Source organism: Pseudomonas sp. GM50, from assembly GCF_000282375.1.
In the GTDB taxonomy this organism is placed as follows: domain Bacteria; phylum Pseudomonadota; class Gammaproteobacteria; order Pseudomonadales; family Pseudomonadaceae; genus Aquipseudomonas.
Map to the genome: position 1 here is coordinate 17,536 of NZ_AKJK01000123.1, position 17,987 is coordinate 35,522.

The following is a 17,987-nucleotide window of genomic DNA, read 5'->3' on the forward strand; positions in this document are numbered from 1 at the left end:
CAGCAAAAAAACCAATTAAACCCGCTGATTCAGCCAGGCGTGCAATTCTGAAAAACGATCAATGGCCAGTCTCGGCTCGAATAGCTTCAAGGCGTCGATCGATTGAGCACCATAACTGACCGCCACCGAATCCATGCCCGCATTGCGCGCCATCTGCAGGTCGAACGACGAATCACCAACCATCAGCGCCTGCTCTGGACGAACCTCGCAATGGGCGAGAATCTGCTCGAGCATCAGCGGATGGGGCTTGCTGGCGGTTTCGTCAGCAGCACGGGTGATATCGAAATAATCTTCCCAACCGTGAGACTTCAGCACCCGATCCAGCCCACGACGAGCCTTGCCGGTCGCCACTGCCAGATGATACCCCTCGGCACGAAACGCTTCGAGAGACTCCACAACACCCTCAAACAGCGGGGAAGGCACGGCCTCCGCCGCAATGTAGTGATCCGCATAGTGCTGACGGAATGCTATCAGCTCGGTGTCGCCAATCTCGGGGTACAGGGTGCGGATCGCTTCCGGCAAGCCCAGACCGATAATGCCTTTGACGGCAAAATCATCACGCAACTGAAAACCGGACCGCTCGGACGCGACATGCATCGCCTCGACAATCCGACCGATGGAGTCAGCCAGCGTGCCGTCCCAATCGAAAATCAGCAGCTTGTAATCAGTAGGGTGCACTCAAGCGCTCCACGGTTTTGGCCCACATCTCGTCGACCGGCGCCTGCAACTTGAGCTCACCACCATCAGGCAGCGGCACAGTCAGCATGTAGGCGTGCAGAAACAGACGCTTGCCGCCAAGATCACGAATCTCTTTGCTGAAACCCTCATCGCCGTACTTGGTATCACCAGCGATGCAATGGCCCGCATGCAGAGTATGGACGCGAATCTGGTGAGTGCGGCCGGTGATTGGCTTGGCTTCGATCAGGGTGGCGAAGTCGCCAAAACGACGCAGGACCTTGAACACGGTCACAGACTCCTTGCCCTCCTCCTCGTCCACCTCGACCATGCGCTCGCCGGAGCGCAGATTGCTCTTGCCCAGCGATGCACGGACTTGCTTGATCGAGGCCGCCCAGTTGCCGCGCACCAGCGCCATATAGCGCTTATCGACGCCATCGCCGCGCAATGCCGTGTGCAAGTGGCGCAACATGCTGCGCTTTTTGGCAATCATCAGCAGGCCGGAGGTATCACGATCGAGACGATGAACCAGCTCGAGTTCCTTGCAATCCGGACGCAACTGACGAAAGGCTTCAATCACGCCGTAGGTCAAGCCACTGCCACCATGAACCGCAATGCCGCAAGGCTTGTTGACCACGATCAGCGCCTTGTCTTCGTAGACAATCGAGGCTTCGAGCCGCTGCAGCAGACCCTGGGCTAATGGCACGGGCTCGTCGCGCTCAGGCACGCGAACCGGCGGCACGCGCACGATATCGCCCGCCTGCAGCTTGTATTCGGGCTTGATCCGACCTTTGTTCACCCGCACTTCGCCCTTGCGCAAAATGCGGTAAATCAAGGTCTTGGGCACGCCTTTGAGCCGAGCGAGAAGGAAGTTATCAATACGTTGGCCGGCATATTCCGGCGAGACCTCCAGCAGTTGTACGGCTGGGGTCGAAGGGGCAGTAGTCGTCATGGTGCGGATGATAACAATTTTTTATGGAATTGAAGCACTTAATCATTGCTGCTATAGTCGCGAACGCCGCCAAAAGTGGCCTGGACAGCGGACTAACGGTCAAAAACCGGCCCTGACCAACGCAATTCACGAGGACGAGAGGCCGTCCTACGGGGCTTTCGCTACGTAACGGCAGAGTTTGCAGTTGTAACGAGCGCAGGTGACATAAGGCCTGAATCATGCCGCAAAGCAGAGTTTTCACTCGCCTTCCGAGCAAATATTCACGGCCAGTTCACAAAGTGCAGTCAGCTGCGAACGACCCCGAGCGAACGCTTCGGAAACACCGCCTAAATTAGCCATGATGCGTGACCTCCCCTTTCGGAGCTCACGGTAAATGCCAACCCGCTGCGGATTCTGCGCGCGGCAGCACCCGAATTATCAGGGATACGTGTAGGGTGGAGATGCACAACCGCTGGACTGTGTAGCAATAGGCTTTATCAAGACGCTTCATCTCGTCCACAGCCGCCGGTTGATTCCTCCTCCTGACTGAGTGCTTAAGTAGCCACAGCAAGCAGGACGCGTACGTCGCGACACCGGCCCAATTGGTCGGGGTTCGCTAGACACTGGAGTGGCCAACCACTCCTGACGCACCTGACACCGACCGTGAGAAGTCGTGTGTGCCGAACGCCGTTTCCGGCAGCCCGGAAACCGACGGTACTACATGAAAAGAATGCTGATTAACGCAACTCAACCCGAAGAGTTGCGTGTTGCACTGGTAGATGGCCAGCGCCTCTACGACCTGGACATCGAATCCGGTGCACGCGAGCAGAAGAAGGCCAACATCTATAAAGGCCGGATTACTCGCATCGAACCAAGCCTCGAGGCTGCCTTTGTCGATTTCGGCTCTGAGCGCCACGGCTTCCTGCCCCTCAAAGAAATCTCCCGCGAATACTTCAAGAAAGCCCCTGAAGGCCGCGTCAATATCAAGGACGTCCTGAGCGAAGGCCAGGAAGTCATCGTTCAGGTCGAAAAAGAAGAACGTGGCAACAAGGGCGCCGCCCTGACCACTTTCATCAGCCTGGCCGGTCGTTACCTGGTGCTGATGCCGAACAACCCGCGTGCCGGCGGTATCTCCCGTCGCATCGAAGGTGAAGAGCGCAACGAACTGCGTGAAGCCCTGAACGGCCTGGTTGCCCCGGCCGACATGGGTCTGATCGTTCGCACTGCCGGCCTTGGCCGCAGCAGCGAAGAAATGCAGTGGGACCTCGATTACCTGCTGCAACTCTGGACCGCCATCAAAGAAGCTTCGCTGGATCGTTCCGCGCCGTTCCTGATCTACCAGGAAAGCAACGTGATCATCCGCGCCATCCGCGATTACCTGCGCCAGGACATCGGCGAAGTGCTGATCGACAGCGTTGAAGCCCAGGACGAAGCCCTGACCTTCATTCGCCAGGTGATGCCGCAGTACGCCAGCAAAATCAAGCTGTACGAAGACAGCGTTCCGCTGTTCAACCGTTTCCAGATCGAAAGCCAGATCGAAACCGCCTTCCAGCGCGTCGTCGAACTGCCTTCCGGCGGCTCCATCGTTATCGATCCGACCGAAGCCCTGGTGTCCATCGACATCAACTCGGCGCGCGCCACCAAAGGCAGCGACATCGAAGAAACCGCACTGCAGACCAACCTTGAAGCCGCCGAAGAAATCGCCCGTCAGTTGCGCTTGCGCGACATCGGCGGCCTGATCGTCATCGACTTCATCGACATGACCCCTGCCAAGAACCAGCGCGCCGTGGAAGAAAAAGTCCGCGAATGCCTGGAAGCCGACCGCGCTCGTGTGCAAGTCGGTCGCATCTCGCGCTTCGGCCTGCTGGAAATGTCCCGTCAGCGCCTGCGTCCATCGCTTGGCGAAAGCAGCGGCATCGTCTGCCCGCGTTGCAACGGCACCGGCATCATCCGTGACGTTGAATCGCTGTCGCTGGCGATCCTGCGCCTGATCGAAGAAGAAGCCCTGAAAGACCGCACCGCCGAAGTTCGCGCACAAGTGCCGATTCCGGTTGCAGCTTTCCTGCTCAACGAAAAACGCAACTCGATCACCAAGATCGAACTGCGCACCCGTGCCCGCATCGTCATCCTGCCGAACGATCACCTCGAAACGCCACACTTCGAAGTTCAGCGCCTGCGCGATGACAGCCCGGAAGCCGCAGTCGGCCAGTCTAGCTACGAAATCGCTGCTGCCGCTGCCGAAGTCGAAGAAGTCCAGCCAGCCGCCGCGACCCGCACCCTGGTTCGCCAGGAAGCCGCGGTCAAGACAGCCCCGGCCCGCGCCAATGCTCCGGTTCCGACCGAAGTCGCCGCTGCGCCAGTGGCTGCCCCGGCCGTCGCCCCAGAGCCAAGCCTGTTCAAAGGCCTGGTGAAGTCGCTGGTCAGCCTGTTCGCCACCAAGGAAGAGCCTGCTGCGCCGGTTGTGGTTGAAAAACCAGCTACCGAACGCCCTGCTCGCAACGAAGAGCGCCGCAACGGCCGTCAGCAGAGCCGCAACCGTAATGGTCGCCGCGATGAAGAGCGCAAGCCTCGTGAGGAACGTGCACCGCGTGAAGAACGCGCACCACGTGAGCCACGTGAAGCCCGCGAAGAAGCTCCAGCAGTCGCCCAGGAACGCGCTCCACGTGAAGAGCGCGCACCACGCGCCCCTCGCGAAGAACGTGCACCGCGCGCCCCGCGTGAAGATCGCAAGCCACGTGGCGAGCGTGAAGAACGTCCGGTTCGTGAACTGCGCGAGCCTCTGGATGCCGCGCCGGCCGCCGCTGCCAGCGCTGAAGAGCGTCCAGCCCGTCAGCCACGTGAAGAACGCGCTCCACGCCCACCGCGTGAAGAACGTCAGCCACGTACCGAGCAAGCCGCTGCCGCCGTTGCTGAAGAAGAACTGACCACCAACGAAGAGCAACTGCAGGAAGACGGTCAGGAAGGCGCCGAAGGCGATCGTCCACGCCGCCGCTCCCGTGGCCAGCGTCGTCGCAGCAACCGTCGCGAGCGTCAACGCGATGCCAACGGCAACGTGATCGAAGGTTCGGAAGAATCCGAATCGGCTGAAAATGCCGAAGCGCCAAGCGCTGCCAATCTGGCCGCCGGCCTGGCTGTTACCGCAGCCGTTGCCAGCTCCGTGATCAGCGCGCCCGCTGAAGCACAAGCCAACGAGCAAGCTGAACGCGCCACTGCCGCCACGCTGGAAACTGCTCCGGTTGAAGCTCCAGTGGTTGAAGCGACCACGCCGGTAGAAGTTACCGCTGCTCCGGAAATCGAAGTGGCACCGGTTCGTGAAGCACAGCCTGAAGTTGAAGCTGCTGCTGAGCCGGCCGTCGTCGCTGAACCAGTGGCTGCTACCGAGCCTGTGGTTGAAGCGCCGGCTGAACCGGTACGTGAAGTTCGCGAAGAACAAACCACGTTCAACTGGGTTGCCGAGCCACCTGTAGCGGTCGAAGCTCCAGCACCAGTCGCTGAAGCCCCGGTTGCTGAAGCCATGGTTTCCGAGCCAGTAGTCGCTGCTGCCGAGCCTGCTCCGGTGGTCGAAGCGCCGGTGGTTGCCGAAGTGGCCGAACCAGTGGTTGAAGCCGCCCCTGTCAGCGCTCTGACCCCAAGTGGCCGTGCGCCAAACGACCCGCGTGAAGTGCGTCGTCGCAAGCGTGAAGCCGAGCGTCTGCAGAAAGAAGCCGAACTGGCTGCCACTGCTGCTCCGGCCGCTGCCGAGCCAGCACCGGTTGTTGCTGAAGTTGTCGAGGCAGCCCCTGCCCCGACCGCTGAAGTCGCTGCCGAACCGGTTGAATCCGTGATCGACGAAGCACCGCGCTCCGTTCAGGAAGCGGTAGAGCAACACGAGCAAGCCCAGGAAAAAGAGCACGAGCCTAAACCCCTCGCCTGATTCCATCGGCCACTAAAAAGCCCCGCCTGGTGATCCAGGCGGGGCTTTTTTTATGTGAATTTGCGGTGTTTGAGCCGACGCCTTCGCGGGCAAGCCTCGCTCCTACAGGTACTGCGCCGAGCCGTGTAGGAGCGAGGCTTGCCCGCGAAGACGGTGTGTCAGGCAAATGCTAATGCAGCAGGCACATCCACATCCCACAACACCCCCGGATCCTCCACCGCCACCTCGACCACCCTCGCCTGCGCGAACAGCGACTTGGCGCCGTGATCACCGGTCAACGCCATCAACCCTGGACCGAAGTTTCGCCCGAACCCCACCGGATGCCCATATTGCCCCTCATGCACCGGCACGCTGATCGCATCATCGGCAATATTCGCAACAACCTGTTCAATGCTGGATGGCAGGATAAACGGCATATCCCCAAGCACAATCAGCCAGCCACCGAGTTGTGAACACGCCGTCACACCCGCCGCAATGCTGTCGCCCAGACCGGTCGACTCGATCCGCACAATTTCACAACCATAGGCCTGAGCCATGCGAATCACTTGCGGGCGATCCGCGGTGGTCACCAGTACGCGCTTCTCCAGCGCGGCCGGCAGATTCACCAGCACCTGCTCGATCACCGAATGCACGGTGACGCCGTCACGAGCGGTGCAGTCCACTAGCAGCTTGTCCTTGTCGTCACCCGCTACCTGTCGAAACCGACTGCCCTGCCCGGCGGCCAGGATGATGACGCCGATGGAGTCGCTCATACGCCCTCCTGCAACGGCTTCTTCTGTTTCAGCTCGATGCCGTTCTTGATCGCCACAATTTCGGCCAGCAGCGACAAGGCGATTTCCGCCGGTGTATGGCTGCCGATGTGCAAACCGATCGGGCCGTGCAAGCGCTCGATGGCCTGTTGTGACAAGCCTAGCTGAGCCAGGTTGTCCCGGCGCTTCTGGCTATTGATCCGCGAACCCAGCGCACCAACATAAAACGCCTTGGAGTCCAGGGCTGTGAGCAGCGCCATGTCATCCAGACGCGGATCGTGGGTCAGCGCAACAATGGCCGTGCGTTCGTCGGTCTGGATGGTCAGCACCGCTTCGTCGGGCATGCCCGGGACAAAGCGACCGTGCTGCTCTTCCCAGCCATAGACGAACTCGGTGCGCGGATCGCAGATCAGCACTTCGAAATCCAGCAGCCGCGCCATCTCGGCAACGTAGCGCGACAGTTGTCCGGCGCCGATCAGCAGCAACCGCCAGCGCGGACCATAAATGGCGCGCAAGGTCTGTCCGTCAAACACCAGCGCGTCGGTCTTGCTCGCTGCCTGCAAAACCACGTCACCGGTCGTCAGGTTTAGCTCACGCGCTACGATTTCATGCGCCTCGCAGCGCGCCAGCAATTGGGCGACCCACGCCGGATCGCCGACGCGCTCCTCGGTCAGGCGCAACGTGCCGCCGCACGGCAAACCAAACCGCGCGGCCTCCTCACGGGTGACGCCATAGGTAATCAACTGCACCGGCGGCCCATCGGCCGGAATACGGCCATCGTGCAGCCGGGCAATCAGATCATCCTCGACACAGCCACCGGACACCGAGCCAATCACCACGCCGTCTTCACGCAAGGCCAGCATGGCGCCAGGTGCCCGGGGCGCGGTGCCCCAGGTCTGGACCACGCTGTACAACATCACCCGCTGACCGGCGCGGCGCCATTCCAGCACGCTGCGCAGGACGTTCAGATCGACGCTGTCCATCAGGCTTGCGCCTTCTGCCAGCCTTGCAGCTGATAACGCACCGGCAGGTTACGGATGCGCTTGCCGGTGGCGGCGAAGATCGCGTTGCACAGCGCTGGCGCAATCGGCGGCACGCCCGGCTCACCGACTCCGCCCAACGGCACATCGCCCGGTGGCGTGACCAGATGCACGGCGACTTCTTTCGGTGCCAGAGACATGCGCGCCACTTCGTACATGTGGAAGTTGTCCTGCTGAACCTTGCCGTCCTTGAAGCTGATCTCCCCCAGCACTGCGTTGCCCAGCCCCATGACGCAGGCGCCTTCGAACTGCGAGCGAATCCGCTCGGGGTTGATCTGCGGGCCGCAATCGACGGCGATGTCGGCTTTGTGCACGATCAGCGTGCCATCGTCTTTGACTTCAACCTCGATCACCGCCGCCACATACGTGACGAAGCTGTAATGCACCGCCAGGCCCAGACCTCGGCCCGTGGGCAACTCACGCCCCCAACCGGCCGCTTTGGCGGCGGTTTCCAGCACGGTGCGCATACGCGCGGTATCGATCGGATAACGCTCGGGGGATTCGCCGTAGTTCCACTCTTCACTCAAGGTGCGCGGATCGATCTGACGGTCCGGGCCGAGCAATTTGATCTGGTACTTGAGTGGATCCTGGCCAGCCTTGTGGGCCAGTTCATCGACAAAGCTCTGAATCGCAAAGCCATGGGGAATGTTCGACACCGAGCGATACCAGCCGACCCGGGTGTGGACTGTCGCTTCAGGGTTTTCCAGGCGCACGTTGGGGATCGCATAAGCCATATTGGTAAAGCCCATGCCCAGCTCGAAAGCCGCCTCATGGTTCATGCCCGGCGCGAACAACGCGGTGATGCTCGGCGCCACTGTGCGGTGCAGCCAGCCGGACGGCAGGCCGTCCTTGTTCAGGCTGGCCTTCAGGTATTCGGCAGACACGGTGTGGAAATAGGAGTTGTGGATGTCGTCTTCACGGGTCCATTGCACCCGCACCGCCTTGCCCGGGAACTCCTTGGCCAGGATCGCCGCTTCAACGACGAAGTCCGGCTTGGACTTGCGACCGAAACCGCCGCCGAGCAAGGTGACGTTGAACGTGACGTTATCGAATGGAATGCCGAGGCGCTCGCCAATCCGTTCGCGGGTGACTTGCGGAGCCTGGCTTGGGGCCCAGGCTTCGCACACGCCGTCCTTGAAACGGGCGATGGCGACCATCGGTTCCATCGGCGATTGCGCCAGGTGTGGCAGGTAGTAAGAGGCTTCGAGGGTGCTGTCGGCACTGCTCATGGCCTGGTCGATGCTGCCGGTATTGCGCACCACTTTGCCAGGTTTGAGGGACGCGGCTTCGAGTTCCTTGCGGTAGGCGATCGAGTCATAACTGGCGTTGGGGCCGTCATCCCACTCGATTTTCAGCGCCTCGCGGCCCTTGATCGCCGCCCAGGTATTGCTGGCCACCACGGCCACGCCGCCCAGAGGCTGAAACTCGGACGGCAATGGCCGGCTTTCGATCTGCAGAACCTTGATTACGCCCGGGACTTTCATCGCGGCGCTGGCATCGAAGGATTTGACCTTGCCGCCATAGACCGCTGGCCGCGCGATGGTGGCGAACAGCATGCCGTCGAAATGCACATCGGCGCCGTAGACTGCTCGGCCGTTGACGATGTCCGCACCGTCGATGGCCTTGGTACCTTCCTTGCCGATATAACGAAATTCCGATGGCTGCTTGAGCCTCAGACTGTCGCGGGCCGGCACCGCCAGTGCACCGGCAGCAGCAGCCAATGCGCCGTAGCCCAGTTCACGACCGGTCGGTTGGTGAATGACTTTGTGCAGTTGCGCACGGCACTCGCTGACCGGCACTTTCCACTGCTCGGCGGCGGCTTGTTCAAGCATGGTCCGCGCGGCAGCACCGCAACGGCGCATCGGCTCGTACCAGTGACGCATGCTGCGCGAACCGTCGGTGTCCTGGTTACCGAAACGCACTTCGTCGCCCGGGGCCTGTTGCACTTTGACCAGCGCCCAGTCGGCGTCCAGTTCATCGGCCACCACCATGCTCAAGCTGGTGCGTACGCCCTGGCCCATTTCCGAGCGGTTGCAGACCACGGTCACGCTGCCATCGGCGGCGATGCTGACGTACACCTTAGGATCATCGATCCAGCCGTTGGGCATGCCGTCGGCGCCGAACTTCTTGTCTTTTTCGGCGGCGAGCGCGTCCTGCCAACCCCAACTGGCTGCCAGCACCAGCGCACTGGTGGCGCCCACGCCTTTGAGGAAACCACGGCGGCTGAGGTTGCTCAGCGCAAAATCATTTGGTAACCGGCTCATGCCTTGGCCTCCTTCAGGTGAGTGGAGGCCTGGCGGATAGCGATCTTGATCCGGTTATAAGTACCGCACCGGCAAATGTTGCCGACCATTGCCTCTTCAATCTGCTCGTCGCTGGGGTTCGGATTGGTTTTCAGCAACGCGGTGGCTGACATGATCTGCCCGCCCTGGCAGTAACCGCACTGGGCCACGGCGCTGTCGAGCCAGGCTTGCTGGACGACTTTGCCAACCGGGTCGACGTGCAGGTTATCGATGGTGCTGACGTTCTGGCCGACTACCGAGCCAATTGGCGTGATGCAACTGCGCGCAGGCGAGCCGTCGATATGAATGGTGCACGCACCACACAGGCCCATTCCGCAGCCGAATTTGGTGCCGTTGTAACCCGCCACGTCACGGGTCGCCCAGAGCAGCGGCATGTCCTCGGTGACATCGAGTTGATGATCTTGTCCATTGAGTTTCAGGGTAATCATGGGCACGCCCGCCATTTTTTCTCATAAGAGGTCGAGGTTATGGGGTCGAGCAATCTGTCGCTGGGTTCCTTCACGCAGATCGACTCAGGCTAATGGGCTCTCTTACGCGGACGACTACGTCTGCATCGGGCCTTTGGTGGAGCAAATGCTTGCATCGTTAGGTGGCTAAGTTAACTGAGCATTAACAAAAAAGCCCTGCACATTTGAAAGATGTGCAGGGCTTTGGAATCAGCCTGAAAGCGTAGCCTCAATACTGATTGGGTTCCATTTCCAGGTCGACCTTGAAACGCTCCGAAATATCTTTCTGAATACGTTGCGCCAGGTTCAGCAATTGCAGGCCTGTTGCGCCGCCGTAGTTGACCAGCACCAGTGCCTGTAATTTGTGTACACCGGCATCGCCATCGCGAAAGCCTTTCCAGCCGGCCCGTTCGATCAGCCAGCCTGCCGCCAGTTTCATTTGCCCGTTGGGTTGCGCGTAGGCCACCAGCTCCGGGTATTGCTCCTTGAGTTGCGCCACTAATGTTGCCGGCACCAAGGGGTTCTTGAAGAAGCTGCCGGCATTGCCGAGCACCGCCGGGTCCGGGAGCTTTTCGTTACGGATGCTACAAATGGCCTGGCTGACATCGGTGGCAGTCGGGTGATCGATGCCCTGTTCAGTCAGGCGCTGACGCACCGGGCCGTATTCCAGGTGCAGGTGTGCGGCGTGATCCAGGGCAAAACGAACGCGCAGGATCAACCAGCGCCCCGGTTCCTGTTTGAACAGGCTGTCGCGGTAGGCGAAGTTGCACTCGGCCAGCGTGAAGTCGCGCAGCTCGCCGGTCTGGCGATCGAGGGCCGTCAACCCGGCGAACACGTCTTTGATTTCGACGCCGTAAGCGCCGATGTTCTGCATCGGTGCCGCGCCGACAGTGCCGGGGATCAAGCTGAGGTTTTCCAGCCCCGACAGCCCTTGCGCCAGGGTGTGCTGCACAAACGGATGCCAAGGCTCGCCGGCCTCGGCTTCAATCACGACCTTGCTGCCGTCATCACTGAGGATGCGAATCCCCCGTGTGGCCATGCGCAGCACCAGCGCCTGCACATCAGCGGTCAGCAGCAAATTGCTGCCGCCGCCGATCACCAGCACGGGCACATCATGTTCCAACCCATAGGCCAGGGCTTCGCGCACGTCAGCATCGCTATGCGCCTCGGCAAACAGCCGGGCCTGAACGTCCACGCCAAAGCTGTTGTACGGCTTGAGCGAAACCTGGGGTTGAAGCTGCAAACTCATAGCCGTCCCTTCAATTCGATCACCAGCAGATCGCTGGCGCGCTCGATCAGGTCCAGTACCTGTTCGAAACCCTGGTCGCTGTCGTGATAAGGGTCCGGCACTTCATCGATTTCCGACTGATAGCGACGCAGGAACAGGTCCAGCTCGGCCTTGCCCTTGATCGGTTGCAGCGCCTTGAGGTGGCGCAGATTGCTGTTGTCCATCGCCAGAATAAGGTCGTAGGTGGCGAAATCGGCGCGGGTCACTTGCTGGGCGCGCTGGGCGGACAGGTCGTAGCCGCGCAGTTTCGCCGCCGCCTGGCTGCGTTTGTCCGGGGGCTTGCCGACGTGCCAGTCACCGGTGCCAGCGGAAGCCACTTCGATTTGATCGGCCAGCCCCGCCTCACGCAGTTTGTGCCGCAATACACCTTCGGCCGTGGGCGAACGGCAGATGTTGCCCAGGCAGACGAACAGAACCCGCATCAGGCCTCCAGCAAGCGACGAACGCGCTCGAGGTCTTCAGGGGTGTCGACGCCGGTCGGCGGTGCGATCAGCGCATCGGCGACGTGAATCCGCACGCCGTGCCAGAGCGCCCGCAGTTGCTCCAGAGATTCGGTGTTTTCCAGCCAGCACGGCCCCCACGTGACGAAGTCCTGCAGGAAACCGGCGCGATAGGCATAAATGCCGATGTGGCGGCGATATGGCACGCCTTCCGGCAATTGCTCGCGGCTCTTGGCGAACGCGTCGCGAGCCCACGGCAAGGTGGCACGACTGAACGTCAGCGCCAGGCCATTGAGGTCGCTGACCACCTTGACCACGTTGGGATTGAACAGGGTTTCCACGTCTTCGATCGGCTCGGCCAGGGTGGCCATGCGCGCTTCGGTGTGGGCGGCCAGGTTGGCGGCGACCTGATCGATCACGCTCGGCGGAATCAACGGCTCGTCACCCTGAACGTTGACCACGATGGCGTCCGGGGCCAGGCCCAGTTTCGCCGCGACTTCGGCCAGACGGTCAGTGCCGGAGTTGTGGTCTTCGCGCGTCAGCACCACTTCGGCACCAAAGCTTTTGCAGGCCTCGATAATGCGTGCATCGTCAGTGGCAACGACCACGCGCTGGGCACTGCTTTTGCTCGCTTGTTCCCAGACATGCTGGATCATCGGCTTGCCAGCGATCAGCAGCAGGGGTTTGCCCGGCAGACGGGTGGAGGCATAGCGCGATGGAATGACAACGGTAAAGGCTGTGGTCATTTATCCAGACGCTCGTCGGTGGTCAGGGTGCGCGCTTCACTTTCGAGCATCACCGGGATGCCGTCGCGAATCGGGTAAGCGAGGCCGGCGCCCTTGCTGATCAGCTCGGTTTTGTCGGCGCTGAGCTTGAGCGGACCTTTGCAGATCGGGCAAGCGAGAATATCGAGCAATTTGGTGTCCATGAACATTCCCTGGATAGAAACGGAGTTAAGGCAAAAGACGAGCCGGCAACAGGCGTATCAGCTGCGTATCGAACCAGGCCACGAAGGCCGGCGATGGCACAGCATCGACCGCCAGGTACCACCAATCGGCGGCGGCGAAGGCACGGCACTTCACCGCGTCTTTTTCAGTCATCACCACTGGCAATGACGGGGTGAAATTCAAGGCCTGCACGCTGTACTCGGCGTGGTCGGCAAATGCATGCGGCACTGGCCGCCAGTGTAGCGTTTCGAGGGTCGTGAAGAAACGCTGGGGATTGCCGATCCCGGCCACGGCGTGAATGGCCTGGCCTGAAGGGAAGTGATCGAGGGGCCGGCGCTCGCCGCTTTGCAGGTTGACCAGTGCTGTGGGTTGCAGCTCGAAGGCAAAACCGTCGATGCGGTCGGCCGTGGCACCGTTGTAAAGCACCGCATCGACGCTTTGCAGGCGCTCGATCGGTTCGCGCAACGGCCCGGCAGGCAGGCAACGCTGGTTGCCCAGCCCCCGGGCGGCATCGATCAGCACCAGTTCCAGGTGCCGGGCCAGCCGGTAATGCTGCATGCCGTCGTCGGAGAGGATCAGGTCCAGCGGCTCGCTCGCCAGCAAGGCTTTGACTGCGCGGCTGCGGTCAGGGTCGATCATCAGCGGCACGCCGGTGCGCTGGACGATCAACAACGGTTCATCGCCCGCTACGTCTGCGCCTTGATCCGCTTCGACCCGCCATGGTAATTGCGCAGGTTTGGCGCCGTAGCCACGGCTGACCACGCCGACCCGCAGACCGTTGCGCTGGCAGTGCTGGATCATCCACAGAATCAGCGGCGTCTTGCCGGTGCCGCCTACCGTGATGTTGCCGACCACGATCAGCGGCACCGGCGGTTGGTAGATCTCGCCCTCGCCCGCCAAAAAGCGTTTGCGCTTGCCGGTGACCACGCGTCGATACAGCCATTCCAGAGGCTGCAACAGCTTCAACGCCGGATGACCTTCGTACCACGCAGCGAGCAATCGATCGGACATGGCCATCAGGACGCCGGCGCCGCCTCGACTGTGGTCATGCGCAAGTGACTGAAACCGAGCTTGCCGGCAGCATCCATGGCGGTGATGACGGACTGATGAGGCGTCTTGCCATCGGCGCTGATGGACAGCGGCAGGTTGGTGTCGCCGTTGGATTCTTTCTGCAGCGCTTCCATCAGGCTGGTCAGGTCATTCTTGGGCAACAATTGGTTGTTGACCGAGAACACACCTTCGGCGCTGATGGCGATGTCCAGTTGCTTGAGCTGCTGGTCTTCGGCCGGGGAACCGCTGACCGCTTCCGGCAGGTCGACGCGCAACTGGGTTTCACGGGTGAAGGTGGTGGTCACGACGAAAAACAGCAGCAGGATAAACACCACGTCAATCAGCGACGCGAGGTTTATGTCGACCGTTTCCCGCGGTTTACGACGGAATTTCACGCTTTGCCCTCAGCCAGGTCCACGTCGCGGTCGCCCTGTATAACCTCGACCAGCTTGATCGCTTCCTGCTCCATGCCCACCACCAGTTCATCGATCCGGCGTTGCAGAAAGCGGTGGAAGAACACGGCCGGGATGCCGACCATCAGGCCCGCAGCGGTGGTGATCAGCGCTTTGGAAATACCACCGGCCAGCACCGAGGCATTGGTGCCCATGCCCGTGCCCATGAACGCACTGAAAATATCGATCATGCCCAGCACCGTACCCAGCAGCCCCAACAACGGGGCCATGGCGGCAATGGTGCCGAGGGCATTGATGTAGCGCTCGAGCTCATGAATCACCCGCGCAGCGGCCTCTTCGATGCACTCTTTCATGATCTCGCGACCATGCCTGGAGTTCGCCAGGCCGGCGGCCAGGATCTCGCCCAACGGAGAGTTGGCGCGCAGTTCCTTGAGTTTTTCTTTATTGAGTTGTTTGTCCTTGATCCAGACCCAGACCTGCCCGAGCAAGTGCTCCGGGGTCACGCGGCTGGCACGCAGGGTCCAGAGACGCTCGGCGACGATAGCCATGGCCGCGATGGAACTCAGAATGATCGGCAGCATCATCCAGCCGCCGGATTTGACCAATTCCCACACAGTGACAGTCCCCTCGAAAAAGTGCGCCACTCTAACATAGGGGGTGGACGCACCGAAGACCGCGATGTCGTATCCGGTCGGGCTTCGACAGTTCGGGTTACTGGCTGGATGGTGGCGGATCGCGCCAGAAGCGCCGTTCTTGAAGCATCGTCCACGGCGGCTTGAAGCGTCCCAGTTGCAGACGAATGGCACCTTGCTCGGCGCTGTCGTAGATCGCCACACCGCGTTTTTGATACCGCGCCACGACCGTGGGATGGGGGTGGCCGAAAGAATTGCCGTTGCCACGGGAGATCAGCACCGCGTTGGGTTGCAATGCGCTGAGCAACGCCATCGAAGATGAACTGCGACTGCCATGGTGCGGGGCCTGCAACCAATCCGTCGGCACCGCCAATGGACCGTCGAGCAGCGCCCGCTCGGCCGCGCTATCGATATCGCCAGTCAGCAGCAACCGCTCGCCATTGGCTTCGATCTGCAGCACACAGGACTTCTGATTGCTGTCGATGGCAGACGGCCACTGCCAGAGTTGAAACTTCACACCGTCCCAGGCCCATTGCCGACCACTCTTGCAGCCCTCGGCGTGCAGTTCGTCTGGCAGGGCCAGATGATCGCCACTGAGTATTTGCTTCACCGGTATTCCATTGGCAATTGCTCGCGCACCGCCGGCGTGATCGGCGTCGGCATGGCTGATCAGCATCAGATCGATGCCGTTCACACCCAGTTTGCGCAATGACGGCAACACCACCCGCTCACCCAGATCGATATCGCCGAACCGTGGCCCGGCGTCATACAGCAAGGTGTGATGACGGGTACGCACCAGGATTGCCAAACCCTGACCGACATCCAGCTGCCAGACCTCGGCCATGCTTTCAGGCAACGTGTGCCGGGGCGGAAAAACCAGCAACAGCAACATCGGCCAGCCCAACGGGCGCAACGGCACGCCTCGCGGCAATAACAGCACAAAGGCGCCCAACATGCCGAGCGCCCATACCCACAACGGGACCGCCACCGGCACCCACGCGGGCAATTGCCCGGCTATCAACGCCAACGCCTTGAACAAAAGATCGATCAGACCACCGGCCAACCAGAGCAACCCTTCGCCCACATAAGGAACGGGCAACAACATCGTCCCAAGCAAAGCCGGCGGCAGGACCACCAGGCTGACCCAAGGCACCGCCAGTAAATTGGCCAGCGGCCCGCTGAGACTGATCGGCAACCCCAGCACCAACAGCAGTGGGCACAGACCGATCGCGATCAGCCATTGAGCGCGGGTCCAGGTTTGCCACCAGCGCCATGCCCCCAATCGGCCGCCAAAAGTAAAAATCAGCACCGCGACCGCCGCAAACGACAACCAAAAACCCGGTTGCAGACTCGCCAGCGGGTCCAGCAGTAAAACACCGTCAAGCGCCAACAACAGCGGCCACCATGCGCCAAGGTGACGAAACCGCAGTCGCCACAACAGCACCAGACCGATCATCAGACAGGCTCGCCGCACCGGCACTTCGAAACCGGCCAGCAGCCCATAACCGAGCGCCGCCGCGAACGCCAGCCCGCATGCCCATGGCAGCCACGGCAAGCGCTTGGGCCACAAACCATAACGCGCCAATCCGGCAATCAGCAGATACATCACTCCCGCCAGCAAACCGATGTGCTGCCCGGAAATCACCAACAGATGCACGGTGCCGGTGTCTTGCAGCACCTGCCAGTCCTCACGACTCAATCCGGCGCCATCCCCCAGCACTAATGCCGTCAGCGCACCCGTTCGCCCTTGAGCATCCACGGCCTGCAAACGCTGACGGATGCCGTCACGCCAGGCCCACTGTGCTTCCATCAGTCGCTGGCCATCTTTGACGGTCCCCGTGGCGCCAATGTGCCGGGCCAGTAACCAGGCGTCGTAATCGAACGCATGCGGGTTAAGCAACCCGACAGGACGCTTCAATTTGACGGCCAGCCGCCAATGCTCGCCGCTGTTGACGGGCGGCCCGCCATACCAGGCCAGGCGCAGATGCCGGGGCAGTCTGGTGCGACGCGACTGGCTGTCTGTCAGTTCGAAACGCACCACGCCTTCGGCCTGCTGCGGTAACCCGGTCACACGACCTTCGACCCAGCGAGTCTCGCCATCGAGATTCAGCGCCAGGCGATCATTCAGCGCCCACTGTGCATTCGCACCCGACCAACTGAAACCGAACAGAAAAAATGCCAGGGGAAAGGTGCGAAACGGCAGCAACATCAAACCCACTACCGGCAACAACAGCCACAACCCCACCGGCGGCAATACCGGTAAAAAACGCAGGGCCAGCAGACCCAACGCCAGCGCCATCATCCCTGTGCGCATAAGCCCGTCCTTGAGAGTCCCCTCCCTAGGCTTAGCCGGTGCGCCGCACGTACGTCGTTATCAATTGTCACAAAGTCTGAATGGGCGGCTCGTAGAATCCAGACATACTTGCCGCCTGAACCGACCGAGAAGCCTTATGCCCCGGCGCTTATTCAAACGTTACATGCCAGATCCGACCAGCATCAGGGAACACAAATCCTTACGCTTTCTCGGCACCCTGCTGCATGACCCGAACCTCTGGCACCTCAATCGCCACTCTGTCGCACGGGCCATGGCGGTCGGTCTGTTCGCGGCGTTCCTGCCCATCCCGTTGCAGATGCTGTTGGCGGCCATCCTTGCCATTGTGGTACGCGGCAACATGCCGATTGCTGTCAGCCTGGTCTGGCTGACCAACCCGATCACCATGCCGGCGGTGTTCTTCTGTACTTACCAGACTGGTGCCTGGCTGATGGACGTCCCCGCCCGCAGCCTGCCGGATGAGTTGACCTGGGAATGGATCAGCGGCGAACTCTCGAGCCTGTGGCAACCGTTCTTGCTTGGTTCGGTGGTGACGGGGTTGGTGCTGGGCGTCCTCGCCTATTGTCTGGTGATGATGTATTGGCGCTGGTGGGTGAGTCGGCAGTGGAAGCGGCGTAAGCGTAGCCGGATGTAAGAATGCAAAACGGCCTCCGCTGGGAGGCCGTTTTTTTATACCGATGGTTTGGTCGGGGACATATCCATTACCGCGGTGACCCGGCTCTTTGGTTGCGTTCATATCCGTTTCTGCGGTCACGGCCACTGGCGGTTATCGCCCGCCCTTGTAGGAGCGAGGCTTGCCCGCGAAGGCGGCCTGATAGTCGACGGGGC

General features: G+C 61.2%; 16 protein-coding genes. 2 read left to right on the forward strand and 14 right to left on the reverse strand.

The features are described 5' to 3' along the window. Positions 1-15: 15 nt before the first annotated feature. The gene (locus tag PMI30_RS02775) at positions 16-678 is read right to left on the reverse strand and encodes an HAD-IA family hydrolase (RefSeq protein WP_008014366.1); all 663 of its coding nucleotides are present in this window, start codon (positions 676-678) and stop codon (positions 16-18) included. Then, positions 665-1,627, reverse strand: coding sequence for a 23S rRNA pseudouridine(955/2504/2580) synthase RluC (gene rluC / locus PMI30_RS02770; protein ID WP_008014368.1), 963 nt, complete (start codon positions 1,625-1,627; stop codon positions 665-667). Before rluC ends, PMI30_RS02775 begins: the two co-directional genes overlap by 14 nt. 700 nt (positions 1,628-2,327) lie before the next feature. On the opposite strand from rluC, the gene rne reads away from it, so the two are divergent. Next, positions 2,328-5,519 carry a ribonuclease E gene (gene rne, locus PMI30_RS02765; RefSeq protein WP_008014370.1) on the forward strand — a complete coding sequence of 1,064 codons (3,192 nt, stop codon included), beginning with the start codon at positions 2,328-2,330 and terminating at the stop codon, positions 5,517-5,519. Between the two features lie 158 nt (positions 5,520-5,677). Here the strand turns inward: rne and PMI30_RS02760 are convergent, their stop codons facing one another. From PMI30_RS02760 to PMI30_RS02705, 12 genes are all read right to left on the reverse strand, one after another. Next, positions 5,678-6,271 (reverse strand): nucleotidyltransferase family protein, encoded by a 594-nt coding sequence (locus PMI30_RS02760; RefSeq protein ID WP_008014373.1) that lies wholly within the window; start codon positions 6,269-6,271, stop codon positions 5,678-5,680. Beyond that, positions 6,268-7,251 carry an XdhC family protein gene (locus PMI30_RS02755; RefSeq protein WP_008014375.1) on the reverse strand — a complete coding sequence of 328 codons (984 nt, stop codon included), beginning with the start codon at positions 7,249-7,251 and terminating at the stop codon, positions 6,268-6,270. Before PMI30_RS02755 ends, PMI30_RS02760 begins: the two co-directional genes overlap by 4 nt. Next, entirely contained in the window at positions 7,251-9,572 is a 2,322-nt protein-coding gene (locus PMI30_RS02750; protein ID WP_008014379.1) for a xanthine dehydrogenase family protein molybdopterin-binding subunit, read from the reverse strand. Before PMI30_RS02750 ends, PMI30_RS02755 begins: the two co-directional genes overlap by 1 nt. Continuing rightward, positions 9,569-10,039, reverse strand: coding sequence for a (2Fe-2S)-binding protein (locus tag PMI30_RS02745; protein ID WP_032836274.1), 471 nt, complete (start codon positions 10,037-10,039; stop codon positions 9,569-9,571). The genes PMI30_RS02750 and PMI30_RS02745 overlap by 4 nt, the downstream gene beginning before the upstream one ends. A gap of 247 nt (positions 10,040-10,286) precedes the next feature. Then, on the reverse strand, positions 10,287-11,306 hold the full coding sequence (gene murB / locus PMI30_RS02740) for a UDP-N-acetylmuramate dehydrogenase (protein WP_008014383.1): 1,020 nt from the start codon (positions 11,304-11,306) through the stop codon (positions 10,287-10,289). Next, positions 11,303-11,767, reverse strand: coding sequence for a low molecular weight protein-tyrosine-phosphatase (locus PMI30_RS02735; protein ID WP_008014384.1), 465 nt, complete (start codon positions 11,765-11,767; stop codon positions 11,303-11,305). The genes murB and PMI30_RS02735 overlap by 4 nt, the downstream gene beginning before the upstream one ends. Further along, complete coding sequence (gene kdsB / locus PMI30_RS02730) at positions 11,767-12,531, reverse strand: 3-deoxy-manno-octulosonate cytidylyltransferase (protein ID WP_008014387.1); 765 nt, start codon at positions 12,529-12,531, stop codon at positions 11,767-11,769. The genes PMI30_RS02735 and kdsB overlap by 1 nt, the downstream gene beginning before the upstream one ends. Then, positions 12,528-12,713, reverse strand: a complete 186-nt coding sequence (locus tag PMI30_RS02725) for a Trm112 family protein (RefSeq protein ID WP_003174668.1) — start codon at positions 12,711-12,713, stop codon at positions 12,528-12,530. The genes kdsB and PMI30_RS02725 overlap by 4 nt, the downstream gene beginning before the upstream one ends. 25 nt (positions 12,714-12,738) lie before the next feature. Continuing rightward, a complete protein-coding gene (gene lpxK, locus PMI30_RS02720; protein ID WP_008014390.1) occupies positions 12,739-13,749 on the reverse strand; it encodes a tetraacyldisaccharide 4'-kinase in 1,011 nt (336 codons plus the stop codon). After that, positions 13,749-14,177, reverse strand: coding sequence for an ExbD/TolR family protein (locus tag PMI30_RS02715; protein WP_008014393.1), 429 nt, complete (start codon positions 14,175-14,177; stop codon positions 13,749-13,751). Before PMI30_RS02715 ends, lpxK begins: the two co-directional genes overlap by 1 nt. Then, complete coding sequence (locus tag PMI30_RS02710) at positions 14,174-14,809, reverse strand: MotA/TolQ/ExbB proton channel family protein (protein WP_007904057.1); 636 nt, start codon at positions 14,807-14,809, stop codon at positions 14,174-14,176. The genes PMI30_RS02715 and PMI30_RS02710 overlap by 4 nt, the downstream gene beginning before the upstream one ends. A 97-nt stretch (positions 14,810-14,906) precedes the next feature. Then, positions 14,907-17,141 (reverse strand): DNA internalization-related competence protein ComEC/Rec2, encoded by a 2,235-nt coding sequence (locus tag PMI30_RS02705; RefSeq protein ID WP_008014396.1) that lies wholly within the window; start codon positions 17,139-17,141, stop codon positions 14,907-14,909. A 136-nt stretch (positions 17,142-17,277) separates the two neighbouring features. On the opposite strand from PMI30_RS02705, the gene PMI30_RS02700 reads away from it, so the two are divergent. After that, positions 17,278-17,793, forward strand: a complete 516-nt coding sequence (locus tag PMI30_RS02700; protein WP_008014399.1) for a DUF2062 domain-containing protein — start codon at positions 17,278-17,280, stop codon at positions 17,791-17,793. Positions 17,794-17,987 lie beyond the last annotated feature (194 nt).

Excerpts from the sequence above, each read along its gene's own strand:
- PMI30_RS02745 (WP_032836274.1), bottom strand. The coding sequence starts at position 10,039 with ATGATTACCCTGAAACTCAATGGACAAGATCATCAACTCGATGTCACC.
- PMI30_RS02705 (WP_008014396.1), bottom strand. The coding sequence starts at position 17,141 with ATGCGCACAGGGATGATGGCGCTGGCGTTGGGTCTGCTGGCCCTGCGT.
- PMI30_RS02760 (WP_008014373.1), bottom strand. The coding sequence starts at position 6,271 with ATGAGCGACTCCATCGGCGTCATCATCCTGGCCGCCGGGCAGGGCAGT.
- PMI30_RS02750 (WP_008014379.1), bottom strand. The coding sequence starts at position 9,572 with ATGAGCCGGTTACCAAATGATTTTGCGCTGAGCAACCTCAGCCGCCGT.
- PMI30_RS02755 (WP_008014375.1), bottom strand. The coding sequence starts at position 7,251 with ATGGACAGCGTCGATCTGAACGTCCTGCGCAGCGTGCTGGAATGGCGC.
- murB (WP_008014383.1), bottom strand. The coding sequence starts at position 11,306 with ATGAGTTTGCAGCTTCAACCCCAGGTTTCGCTCAAGCCGTACAACAGC.
- PMI30_RS02700 (WP_008014399.1), top strand. The coding sequence starts at position 17,278 with ATGCCCCGGCGCTTATTCAAACGTTACATGCCAGATCCGACCAGCATC.
- lpxK (WP_008014390.1), bottom strand. The coding sequence starts at position 13,749 with ATGGCCATGTCCGATCGATTGCTCGCTGCGTGGTACGAAGGTCATCCG.
- PMI30_RS02735 (WP_008014384.1), bottom strand. The coding sequence starts at position 11,767 with ATGCGGGTTCTGTTCGTCTGCCTGGGCAACATCTGCCGTTCGCCCACG.
- rne (WP_008014370.1), top strand. The coding sequence starts at position 2,328 with ATGAAAAGAATGCTGATTAACGCAACTCAACCCGAAGAGTTGCGTGTT.
- PMI30_RS02725 (WP_003174668.1), bottom strand. The coding sequence starts at position 12,713 with ATGGACACCAAATTGCTCGATATTCTCGCTTGCCCGATCTGCAAAGGT.
- kdsB (WP_008014387.1), bottom strand. The coding sequence starts at position 12,531 with ATGACCACAGCCTTTACCGTTGTCATTCCATCGCGCTATGCCTCCACC.
- rluC (WP_008014368.1), bottom strand. The coding sequence starts at position 1,627 with ATGACGACTACTGCCCCTTCGACCCCAGCCGTACAACTGCTGGAGGTC.